General features: G+C 75.8%; 13 protein-coding genes. 6 read left to right on the top strand and 7 right to left on the bottom strand.

What is annotated here, in order from left to right; translation table 11 throughout:
• Positions 1 to 571: 571 nt before the first annotated feature.
• Both ABD352_RS57070 and ABD352_RS57065 read left to right on the top strand, forming a co-directional pair.
• The gene (locus ABD352_RS57070) at positions 572 to 1,753 is read left to right on the top strand and encodes an AAA family ATPase (RefSeq protein WP_344621081.1); all 1,182 of its coding nucleotides are present in this window, start codon (positions 572 to 574) and stop codon (positions 1,751 to 1,753) included.
• A gap of 212 nt (positions 1,754 to 1,965) precedes the next feature.
• A complete protein-coding gene (locus ABD352_RS57065; protein WP_344621086.1) occupies positions 1,966 to 3,183 on the top strand; it encodes a vWA domain-containing protein in 1,218 nt (405 codons plus the stop codon).
• On the opposite strand, the gene ABD352_RS57060 is transcribed toward ABD352_RS57065, so the two are convergent.
• Positions 3,167 to 4,039, bottom strand: a complete 873-nt coding sequence (locus tag ABD352_RS57060) for a LysR family transcriptional regulator (protein ID WP_344621080.1) — start codon at positions 4,037 to 4,039, stop codon at positions 3,167 to 3,169. The genes ABD352_RS57065 and ABD352_RS57060 overlap by 17 nt on opposite strands.
• Before the next feature lie 76 nt (positions 4,040 to 4,115).
• Here ABD352_RS57060 and ABD352_RS57055 point away from each other — a divergent pair, with 76 nt between their 5' ends.
• Positions 4,116 to 4,847 (top strand): CTP synthase C-terminal region-related (seleno)protein, encoded by a 732-nt coding sequence (locus ABD352_RS57055; protein WP_344621079.1) that lies wholly within the window; start codon positions 4,116 to 4,118, stop codon positions 4,845 to 4,847.
• 25 nt (positions 4,848 to 4,872) lie between these two features.
• On the opposite strand, the gene ABD352_RS57050 is transcribed toward ABD352_RS57055, so the two are convergent.
• Positions 4,873 to 5,982 carry an amidase family protein gene (locus ABD352_RS57050; protein ID WP_344621078.1) on the bottom strand — a complete coding sequence of 370 codons (1,110 nt, stop codon included), beginning with the start codon at positions 5,980 to 5,982 and terminating at the stop codon, positions 4,873 to 4,875.
• A 109-nt stretch (positions 5,983 to 6,091) separates the two neighbouring features.
• On the opposite strand from ABD352_RS57050, the gene ABD352_RS57045 reads away from it, so the two are divergent.
• Positions 6,092 to 7,099, top strand: a complete 1,008-nt coding sequence (locus tag ABD352_RS57045) for an LLM class flavin-dependent oxidoreductase (RefSeq protein ID WP_344621077.1) — start codon at positions 6,092 to 6,094, stop codon at positions 7,097 to 7,099.
• A gap of 91 nt (positions 7,100 to 7,190) precedes the next feature.
• The gene (locus ABD352_RS57040) at positions 7,191 to 7,700 is read left to right on the top strand and encodes a GNAT family N-acetyltransferase (protein WP_344621076.1); all 510 of its coding nucleotides are present in this window, start codon (positions 7,191 to 7,193) and stop codon (positions 7,698 to 7,700) included.
• Positions 7,701 to 7,724: 24 nt separating this feature from the next.
• Here the strand turns inward: ABD352_RS57040 and ABD352_RS57035 are convergent, their stop codons facing one another.
• From ABD352_RS57035 to ABD352_RS57025, 3 genes are read right to left on the bottom strand one after another with little or no spacing between them, the layout of a single operon-like run.
• A complete protein-coding gene (locus ABD352_RS57035; RefSeq protein WP_344621075.1) occupies positions 7,725 to 8,045 on the bottom strand; it encodes a hypothetical protein in 321 nt (106 codons plus the stop codon).
• Complete coding sequence (locus ABD352_RS57030; RefSeq protein ID WP_344621074.1) at positions 8,042 to 8,317, bottom strand: hypothetical protein; 276 nt, start codon at positions 8,315 to 8,317, stop codon at positions 8,042 to 8,044. The genes ABD352_RS57035 and ABD352_RS57030 overlap by 4 nt, the downstream gene beginning before the upstream one ends.
• Positions 8,318 to 8,374: 57 nt before the next feature.
• On the bottom strand, positions 8,375 to 8,887 hold the full coding sequence (locus ABD352_RS57025) for a gluconokinase (protein WP_344621073.1): 513 nt from the start codon (positions 8,885 to 8,887) through the stop codon (positions 8,375 to 8,377).
• Positions 8,888 to 8,974: 87 nt separating this feature from the next.
• Here ABD352_RS57025 and ABD352_RS57020 point away from each other — a divergent pair, with 87 nt between their 5' ends.
• Positions 8,975 to 9,151 (top strand): hypothetical protein, encoded by a 177-nt coding sequence (locus tag ABD352_RS57020; protein ID WP_344621072.1) that lies wholly within the window; start codon positions 8,975 to 8,977, stop codon positions 9,149 to 9,151.
• On the opposite strand, the gene ABD352_RS57015 is transcribed toward ABD352_RS57020, so the two are convergent.
• Both ABD352_RS57015 and ABD352_RS57010 read right to left on the bottom strand, forming a co-directional pair.
• Positions 9,148 to 9,543, bottom strand: a complete 396-nt coding sequence (locus ABD352_RS57015) for a hypothetical protein (protein ID WP_344621071.1) — start codon at positions 9,541 to 9,543, stop codon at positions 9,148 to 9,150. The genes ABD352_RS57020 and ABD352_RS57015 overlap by 4 nt on opposite strands.
• Before the next feature lie 150 nt (positions 9,544 to 9,693).
• On the bottom strand, positions 9,694 to 10,356 hold the full coding sequence (locus tag ABD352_RS57010) for a response regulator transcription factor (protein ID WP_344621070.1): 663 nt from the start codon (positions 10,354 to 10,356) through the stop codon (positions 9,694 to 9,696).
• Positions 10,357 to 10,381: the final 25 nt, after the last annotated feature.

The following is a 10,381-nucleotide window of genomic DNA, read 5'->3' as shown; positions in this document are numbered from 1 at the left end:
CGGTGCGGCGCCGGGTCAGCCACGGCCTGTTCCGCGCGGCGCTGGCCGGCCGCGCGCCCGCCGCGCCGCCGAGGGGCGAGCCGCGCCGCCGCGACCACGCCCGCGCCCACCCGCGCAACGCCCTGCGCTGACACCGGCACCACGCGTTCCGACAACGCCCGCGCGCACCCGCGCGACGCGCTGCGCTGACACCGGCACCACACGTTCCGACAACGCCCGCGCGCACCCGCGCGACGCGCTGCGCTGACACCGGCACCACACGTTCCGACGACACCCGCACGCACCCGCGCGACGCGCTGCGCCGACACCAGCACCACACGTTCCGACGACACCCGCACGCACCCGCGCGACGCGCTGCGCCGACACCAGCACCACACGTTCCGACAACGCCCGCGCGCACCCGCGCGACGCGCTGCGCCGACACCAGCACCACACGTTCCGACGACACCCGCACGCACTCGCGCGACGCGCTGCGCCGACACCGTTCCGACGACACCCGCACGCCCGCGCAATGCCCTGCGCCTACACCGACTACACCTCCGTCACGACACCACACCAAAGGTGATGCCGCATGCCTACGCTCGATACCGCCGCCGACCTCCTCGACCTCCTTCGCGACACCGCCACCGAGCCGCGCGCCGACGCGCAGCTCGAGGCGCTCACCCTGGCCGTCGCGGCCGACCTGCCCGTGCTGCTGTGGGGCGAGCCCGGCATCGGCAAGACGGCGGCGCTCAACCAGCTCGCCGAGGCGCTCGACCTTCCGCTCACCACCGTCATCGCCAGCGTGCACGAGCCGTCCGACTTCTCCGGCCTGCCCGTGCTCGGCGACGACCCGGCCGTGCAGGGCGTGCCGATGGCGCCGCCGGACTGGGCCGTCCGGCTGGTCCGGCAGGGGCAGGGCCTGCTGTTCCTCGACGAGCTGTCCACCGCCCCGCCGGCCGTGCAGGCTGCCCTGCTGCGGCTGGTGCTGGAGCGGCGGGTCGGGGCGCTGCGGCTGCCGCCCGGGGTGCGCATCGTCGCCGCGGCCAACCCCCGGGCGTCGGCCGCGGACGGCTGGGAGCTGAGCGCGCCGCTGGCCAACCGGTTCGTCCATCTGCAGTGGACCTACGACCACGAGGTGGTGGTGCGCGGGCTCGGCGGGGTCTGGCCGCGGGCCGCACTGCCCACATTGGACCCCCAACGGCTCCGGCCCGCCGTCGCGCGCGCCCGGCGGGCGGTCTGCGGCCTGCTGACGGCCCGGCCCACCCTCGTGCACCGGATGCCCAGCGCCGAGGCCAACCGCGGCGGGGCGTGGCCGTCGCCGCGCAGCTGGGACATGACGCTGCGGCTGCTCGCCTTCGCCACCGCCGCCGGCACCTCCCGGGACGTGCTGTCGATGCTGGTCCGCGGCACGGTCGGCGACGGTCCCGGGCTGGAGCTGCTGGCCAGCCTCGACCGGCTGGACCTGCCCGACCCGGAGGACGTGTTGCGGGACCCGGCCGCGGCGGTACTGCCGGAGCGCGGCGACCTGCGCCAGGCCGTCCTCGGCGCCGTCGTCGAGGCGGTCCGCCGCCGGCCGCTGCGGGACCGTTGGGAGGCGGCCTGGGCGCTGCTGGCCCGGGCGGCGGAGACCGGCCCGCCGGACCTCGTCGTCGTCCCGGCCTCGACCCTGGCCGCGCTGCGCGAGGACGGCTGGGAGGTGCCGCCCGCCGTCGAGCGGCTCTCCGGCGCCATCGCGCTGTCGCGCCGCGCCGACCTCGCGGGGGCCCGATGACGAAGCTGGGCCCGATGACGAAGCGGGACCCGATGACGAAGCGGGACCCGATGACGAAGCGGGACCCGATGACGAAGCGGGACCCAATGACGAAGCGGGACCCGATGACGAAGCTGGACCCGATGACGAAGCTGGACCCGATGACGAAGCTGGACCCGGTGACGAAGCTGGACCCGGTGACGAAGCTGGACGCGATGACGAAGCTGGGCCCGATGCCGGAGCTGGACATGGAGAAGCTGCTCGCGGCGCGGCTGCGGGCGAGCCGCGCCCGGCCGTACCTCGCCACGGCCCTCTTCGCCCTCCGGCCCGTCGCGTCCACGCGCGTGCCGACCATGGGCGTGGACCGGCACTGGCGCTGCTACGTCTCGCCCGCGTTCGTCGCCCGGACGCCGCTGGAGGATCTCGCCTCGGTGTGGGTCCACGAGGTCTCCCACCTGCTGCGCGACCACCACGGACGAAGCGACCGGTACGCGGCCCGGCACGGCGCCGACGGGCCCGGCGAGCGGCTGCGGATGAACATCGCCGCCGACTGCGAGATCAACGACGACGCGTACGGCGAGGGCCTGCCCTCCCCCGAGGGCGCCCTGCACCCCATCCGGCTCGGCCTGCCCGCCGGCGGGCTCATGGAGGAGTATCTCGGGCAGCTCGGGCTCGGGCGGTACGACCGGGATGTGATGTGGCTCGACTGCGGCAGCGGGGCCGACGGCCTGGACCGCACCTGGGAGCACGGGCCGGGAGGGGCCGGGGGCCTCAGCGACCAGGAACGCGACGCGGTGCGGTTCCGGGTGGCCGAGGGCATCCGGGGGCGCCCGGGCGACGTGCCGCAGGGCTGGCGGCGCTGGGCGGAGGAGGCGTTCCACCCGCCGCAGCCGTGGCGGGAGCTGCTCGGCGCGGCGGTGCGCACCGCCGCGTCGGCGCCGGGCGCGGGCGAGGACTACGTGTACGGGCGCCCGGCCCGGCGCTCGGCGGCGCTGCCGGGCGTGGTGCTGCCGAGCCTGCGCCGCCGGCCGCCGCGGGTGTGCGTGGTCATCGACACGTCGGGCTCGGTGAGCGACGCGGAGCTGGGCAGCGCCCTGCTGGAGGTCGCGGCGATCAGCCGGGCCGTGGGCGGGCGCCGCGAGCAGGTGAGCGTCGTGTCGTGCGACGCCGCCGCGCAGACGGTGGTCCCGCTGTGCCGCAGCGAGGGCCTGGAGCTGATCGGCGGGGGCGGCACCGACCTGCGGGAGGGCTTCCAGCGGGCGCTCCGGTCCACGCCGCGCCCGGACGTGGTGGTGGTGCTGACCGACGGGCAGACGCCGTGGCCGGAGCGGCGGCCGCCCTGCCGCACCGTGATCGGCCTGTTCCACCGCGAACCCCCGTCCTGGGACGAGGACGTGGAGCCGCCGCCGGGCCCGCCCGACTGGGCGAGGGTCGTCACGATCGGCCGCTGAGGGCGGCCGCGAGCGCGGCCGCCGGGGCGGTCAGCGAGCCGTGCACGAGCTCGGTGCGGTGGACGAGGCGCGGCACCACGACCGGCACCCCGCGCACCGCCGGGGTCAGCACCGCCGCCGGCAGCAGCGCCAGCCCGGCCCCGGCCGCGACGAGGGCGAGCAGCGCCCCGGTGTCGGTGCCCGGATACGCCAGCCCGCCCCGGAATCCGTCCCCGCGCACGAAGGCCCGCAGCTGGGCCGGTGGCGTGGCCGCCTCGGGCGCGTCCAGCCACACCGCGTCGGCGAGGTCGGCCAGGGCCACCCCGCGCCGCCCGGCGAGCGGGTGGCCGGCCGGCAGGGCCACCACGACCGGCCCCTCGGCCACCGCGGTCGTGTCCAGCTGCCCGGTGTCCGGCAGCGCCAGCGGGTCGGAGGGCGCGGTGACCCCGTCGACCAGGCCGAGGTCGAGCCGCCCGGTGGCCACGCCCGTGGCGGTCTCGGCCCGCCCGCCGACCCGCACCGTGAACGCGACCCGCGGCATGGCCCGCTGCACCTCGACCAGCCGGCCCGGGTCGAGGCGGGCCAGCGGCGTCGCGCCGAGCACCACGGCGGCCGGCGGCGGGCCGGACAGCCGGGCCACGTCCGCGCGGGCGGCGGCCAGCCGCAGCAGGATCGGCCCGGTGTGCTCCAGCAGCCGGGCGCCGGCGTCGGTGAGCGCGACCGGGCGGCGGCGCAGCAGCGGCGCGCCGACGTCCTGCTCGAGCGCGGCGACCTGCTGGGAGACCGCCGACTGGGTGTAGCCGAGCTCGTCGGCGGCGGCGGAGAACGAGCCGAGCCGGGCCACGGCCGCGAAGGTGCGCAACAGGTGCGGGTCCACGACATCAGTGTTGCTGATGCCGGTACCGCAAAGTCTCGTTGGACTGATGAGGGCAGCTCACGGGAGCCTTGAGGGCATGACGACAACCCGAACGGCCCGGATCGCGCTCGTCGGCGACCGCTCGGCCCACGTGCGCTCGCACACCCGCGTCCCGGGCCTCATCGACGTGTTGCGCGAGCAGTACGGGCTGGGCCTGGACGCCTACTGGGTGCCGACCGAGGAGGTGTCCGCCACGTCCGTGGACGCGTTCGACGGCGTGTGGCTGCTGCCCGGGTCGCCGTACCGCGACGAGGCCGGCGCCCTGGCCGCGGCCCGCGCCGCCCGGGAGCACCGGCTCGCCTTCCTCGGTACCTGCGGCGGCTTCCAGCACCTGCTGCTCGAGTTCGCCCGCGACGTGTGCGGCCTGACCGGCGCCGCCCACGCCGAGAACGACCCCGCCGGGCCGGACCCGCTCATCGTGGCGCTGGCCTGCTCGCTCGTCGGCCACGAGGGCGCGGTCAACCTGGCCCGGGGCAGCCTGGCCGAGCGCATCTTCGGGGTGGAGCGCTCGCTCGAGCGCTACCACTGCGGCTACGGCCTCGACCACGCGTACCTGCCGGTGCTGGAGGCCCACGGGCTGCGCTTCACCGGCCACGACGACGACGGCGAGGTCCGGGTGGTGGAGCTGGAGGGCCACCCGTTCATGGTCGGCACGCTGTTCCAGCCGGAGCTGGCCGGCGACGGCACCCGCTGCCACCCGGTGATCCGCGCCTTCGCCGAGGCCGCCGTGACGGTCGCGGCGACCCGCGCGGCCGCGCCGGCCAGCTAGACGGGGACCGCGCCCGGCGGCCGTCCTATCGTCCGTCGAGCAGCCGCAGCAGGGCGCGGTCGTGGCCGGGCGGGGCGACGAACGCGAGCCCGGCCGGCGGCGCCGCGCCCGTCGGCACCGACACGCTCGGCAGGCCGAACGCGCTGGCCGGCACCGCGCAGCGCAGCGTCTCCCGGCGCCAGTCGTCGCGCCCGGCCGGGCTCAGCTGGCGCGGATGGCCCGGGCCGCCGGCCGGCAGCACCAGCCAGGCGTCCCCGCCCAGCCGGTCGAGCAGCTCGTCGCGCCAGGCCGCGATCCGCGCCCGCGCGGCGTCCTCCTCGGCCGGCGACACGTTGGCGCCGAAGCGGAACCGGCCCTCGACGTCGGCGCCCAGGGCCCGCGGGTGGGCCTCGATCCAGGCGCCGTGTGCCCGCCACGCCTCGGCCGCCTGCACCTGGCGGAACGCCAGCAGCAGCGGGTCCGGGTCGTCCCACGTGGGCACGGACGCCTCGGCGACGGGGAGGCCGAACCCGGCGGCCTGTTCCGCGGTACCGCCGATGGCGAGCAGCCGGGACGGCGGAGCTTGCGGGCCCGGCGGCAGCAGCACGTCGCCCACGGCGGCCAGGGTCCGCGCGTCGCGGGTGATCCACCCGACGGTGTCGAACGACGGGGCCAGCGGCAGCACGCCCTCGACCGGCACCGACCCGTGCGTCGGGCGCAGGCCGAACAGGCCGCAGCAGGAGGCCGGCACCCGGATCGAGCCGCCGGTGTCGGTGCCGAGGCCGATGTCGGCGTGCCCGGTCGCCACGGCCGAGGCCGGGCCGCTGGACGAGCCGCCGGTGACCAGGCCGGGGGCGGCCGGGTTGGGCGGCGTCCCGTAGTGCAGGTTGGTGCCGGAGAGCGAGTAGGCCAGCTCGTCGGTGTGCGCGATGCCCTGCACGACCGCGCCCGCGGCCCGCAGCCGGGCCACCGCCGGCGCGTCCTCGGCCGCCGGCAGCGCCTCGGCCAGCCACTCCGGGTTGCCGCCGCCGACCGCGAAGCCGGTGACCGCGAAGAGATCCTTGACCGCGAGCCGCATCCCGTCCAGCGGGCCGTGGCCGGTGGCCGGCGCCAGCGGCATGCCCTTGACCCGCCACACCGTGGGGTCAGCTGTCACGCGAGAAGGGTACGCCCAACCGGGTCAGCGCGCGCCCGGTCACGATTCGTCGTACGTCCTAGGATCCTAGGTGGAATACTCCGAGCCCGGGCGCGGTTGACCATGATTCGTGAGTGAACTCCCGCTTTCCGTGCTCGACGTCGCCCCGGTCTCGGTCTACGGCTCCCCCGGCGAGGCGCTGCGCAACACCACCGAGCTGGCCCGCCGCGTCGAGGCGCTCGGGTACCGCCGGTTCTGGGTCGCCGAGCACCACAACATGCCGGCCATCGCCAGCTCGTCGCCGGCCGTCCTGATCGCCCACCTGGCCGCGGCCACCTCCACCATCCGCGTCGGCTCCGGCGGGGTGATGCTGCCCAACCACGCCCCGCTGGTCGTGGCCGAGCAGTTCGGCACCCTGGAGGCGCTGCACCCGGGCCGCATCGACCTCGGCATCGGCCGGGCGCCCGGCACGGACCAGTACACGGCCCTCGCCCTGCGCCGCACGATGGAGGGCCTGTCGGCGGAGCACTTCCCCGAGGAACTGCAGGACCTGATCGCGTACTTCGAGGGAGAGGCGCGCATCCTCGCCTCCCCCGGCAAGGGCGACAAGCCCGACGTGTGGCTGCTCGGCTCCAGCGGCTTCAGCGCCCAGCTGGCCGGCGCGCTCGGCCTGCCCTTCGCCTTCGCGCACCACTTCAGCGCCCAGAACACGCTGCCGGCCCTGGCCCTCTACCGCTCCCACTTCCGCCCGTCGCGGTGGCTCGCCGAGCCCTACGCGATGGTCGCGGTGAGCGCGATCGTGGCCGAGACCGACGATGAGGCCGAGTTCCTGTCCGGCCCGAGCGCCCTGTCGTTCCTGCGCCTGCGCTCCGGGCGCCCCGAGCCCCTCGCCACGCCGGAGCAGGCGGCGGATTACCCGTACAGCGACCGCGAGCGCGAGTTCGTCCTGTCCCGGCGCGAGGGCCAGGCGCTGGGCTCCCCCGCCACGGTCCGCAAGCAGCTGGGCGAGCTGCTGGAGGCGACCCGGGCCGACGAGTTCATGCTCACCTGCATGGTGTACGACATCGAGGCCCGCGCCCGCTCCTTCGAGCTGATCCGCACCGAGGTCGCCCCGGCGCTGTCGCAACCCTCGCGCTAGTTTTCTTCACATTGCGGCGTTACGCCCGATGGCATCACCCGCCGGTTTGGGCGAAGATGGCGGGCGATCTTGCGTCTACCTTGGGGGCCGTGTGAACAAGACCTGGGTGCGGCTGCGGCCGGTGCTGGACGGCGACCTGGCGATGTTCCGCCGCTTCGCCACCGAGCCGGGCCTGGCCGGCGCGTCCTGGACCGGCTACCAGGAGCCGAACGGCCCGGCCCGGCGCTTCGCCAACGACGGCTACCTCGGCGCGGAGGACGGCCGCCTGATGGTGGAGGCCGACGAGACCGCCGCCGGCTTCGTGCACTGGTTCGCGATCGGCTCGGGCATGGCGCAGTACTGGGGCATCGGCATCGTGCTGCTGCCGGAGTGGCGCGGCCGGGGTGTGGGCTGGCGCGCGCAGACCCTGCTGTGCGACTACCTCTTCGCGAGCACCCCGGCCCAGCGTGTCGAGGCCCGCGTCCAGCCGGAGAACATTCCCGAGCAGAAGGCCCTGGAGAAGGTCGGCTTCCTGAGCGAGGGCATCCTGCGCTCCGCGGAGTTCCGCGACGGCGCCTGGCGCGACGTCCTCATCTACGGCCGCCTCCGCGGCGACCGCTGAACCCTCCGGGCCGACAGGCGCCGGTCAGGCGGCGGGGCGGAGCTGGGCCAGGGCGCGCAGGGCGTCGGTCAGGGAGATCGGGCGGTCGTTCTCCTCGGCGGCGACCCCGATCTCGATGTACTCCCGCATGAGCGCCGACGGCTTGACGCCCTTGGCCTTGGCGATCGCGGCGATGCGCTCGGCCAGCGAGGTGGGCAGCCGGGTCGAGTAGACCGCCATCACCTCGGCGTCGGGCTTCGGCGGCAGGGCGGGCGCGGGCGCGGCGCGGTCGAAGACGAAGCCGCCGGCGGCGACCGCGGCGACCATCTCGTCCATCTGGCGTTCGGTCAGTGGCTCGCTGCTCATGACGCTGTCCCCTCCCACTGCTCGAACTCGGCGAGCTCCTCGGCGCTCATGTGCCTCGCGCCGATGATGCCCCACTCGAGTTCTCCCTGGTGCTTGACGATCACGATCAGTGGTCGCCCAGCGGCCGTGCGGGCCCATACGCTCAGCGCCGGGATGCCGAGGGCGTGGCCCGGGATCGGGCGACGCCGCTCGGCGCCGAGCGCCTGGAGGACCTCGTCGGCCGTGATGCCGACGAGTGCCGCCAGGGTCGCCGGCCACCAGCGGTAGGGCATGCTCCCAATGTACTACGCCCGTCGTACACGGCCGACCCCCAGCGGCATGCCGGCAGGTCACACGCCGGGGTTCGCCTCGATGATCGTCTCCACGATCTCGGCGGGCGAGGGCTCGACCGACACCACGGTCGCCCCTTCGCCGGGCTCCGGCGGCTCCAGGGCGGCGAACTGGCTGTCGAGCATCTCCACGCGCATGAAGTGGCCGTGGCGGGCCGCGAGCCGGCGGGCGATCAGCTCGCGGGAGCCCTCGAGGAACACGATGCGCACCTGCGGGCGGCCCTGGCGGAGCAGGTCGCGGTACGCGCGCCGCAAGCCCGAGCACGACACGACGCCGGGCTCGCCGGCCGCGCCGCGCTCGTCGATCCAGCGGCCGATCGCGGCGAGCCAGGGGACCCGGTCGGCGTCGGTGAGCGGGATGCCGGCGGCCATCTTGTCCACGTTGGCGGCGGGGTGGAAGTCGTCGGCCTCGGCGTAGGGCCAGCCGAGCCGGCCGGCCAGCATCGCGCCCACGGTCGTCTTGCCCGTCCCGGCGACTCCCATGACGACGAAGACCGGCGGCGCGTCTGGCATGGCCACACGGTACACGGGTGCGCCGTTCGTCCCGCGTCGCTAGGGTTCGGCCATGATCGTGCGCGACGCCGTGGACGCCGACCGGACGTGGGTTCGCGAGCTGCTCACCGCCCGCTGCTGCGGGTGGACTGCTACGCGGGCGGCGACGGGGCGCTGGTGCGGTGGTACGAGCGCCAGGGCTTCACCGCCACCGAGGCCTTCACGGTGACCCGCGACGACGGCACCGAGTGGCCGGGCCAGGTGCTGGCGCAGCCGCTGGTCTAGGGCGGATCGGCCACGGCGGTGTCGATGGGCGGCAGCGGTACCGCACCCAGCGCCTCGGCCAGCAGCTCCAGCAGCTCCAGGTCGCGCCGGTAGCCGGACGCCCCGGAGCGGCGCACCGCGACCAGCCCGTCGGCGCCCCCGCGGATGCGCACGTCGCGCCAGGCCGCCGGGTCCGGCGGCAGCGCGGCCAGGGCGGCGACCCCGGCCGGCGGGGCGCCCGCGTCGACCACGAACGCGCCGGCCGAGCCGCCCAGCGCCTGGATGTCGGCGACCGCGGCCCGCAGCCACGTGACCACCACGCCGCCGGTCGCCCGGACCTCCACCTGCCGGCCGGCCCGGAAGCCGGTCAGCCGGACCCGTGCGTCCTCCTCGACCCGCCCCAGCCCTTCCACCCGTTCACGATCCCGTGCCCGGCGGCCCGCGGCCACGCAGGTCGCACCACATTTTCCGTGGTGCGGGCACCAGTGACCCAGCGCCTGTTTCGTAACTGGGGTGGGAGCGAGGCGGCCCGCCGCGGCCCCGCCTCAGGTACGAAACAGGCCCTAACGGTCGGCGAGGTACAGCAGCACGGCCCCGACCCGGCGGTGGGTCTCGCCTTCCTCGGCCAGGCCGAGCTTGGCGAAGATCGAGTTGATGTGCCGCTCGACCGCGCGGACGGTCACGAAGAGCCGGTCGGCGATCGTCGCGTTGTTCGCGCCGGTGGCCATCTCGGACAGCACCTGGCGCTCGCGGGCGGTCAGGTGCCGCAGCGCCGAGCCGGCCGGGCGGCTGCGTGCGGTGAGCATCGACTCGACGATGCGCGGGTCGATGACCGACCCGCCGCCGGCCACCGCCCGGACCGCCTCGGCGAGCTGGCCGGGCTGGGCGACGCGCTCCTTGAGCAGGTACGCGCGGCCGGCCACGCCGTCCTGCAGCAGCGCGGTGGAGTGGGCCGGGTCGTCGTACTGGCTGAGCACCACCACGCCGACCCGGGGGTGGCTGGCCCGCAGCGCGAGGGCCGCCCGCACGCCCTCGTCGGTGTTGGTCGGCGGCATGCAGATGTCGGTGACCACGACATCCGGGCCTAACCGCTCCACAGTGGACAAAAGCTCGTCGTGATCGGCGGCCAGTCCGATTACCGACAGGTCGGGCTGGTCACTGAGCAGTGCCCGCACGCCCTCCCGCACGAGCAGACTGTCATCGGCCACCACGACCCGGATCTCCATGGGTCCGTAACCTACCCGGGAGAAG

The organism is Dactylosporangium salmoneum, assembly GCF_039532525.1.
In the GTDB taxonomy this organism is placed as follows: domain Bacteria; phylum Actinomycetota; class Actinomycetes; order Mycobacteriales; family Micromonosporaceae; genus Dactylosporangium; species Dactylosporangium salmoneum.
This window is presented reverse-complemented; position numbering and strand designations above follow the sequence as displayed.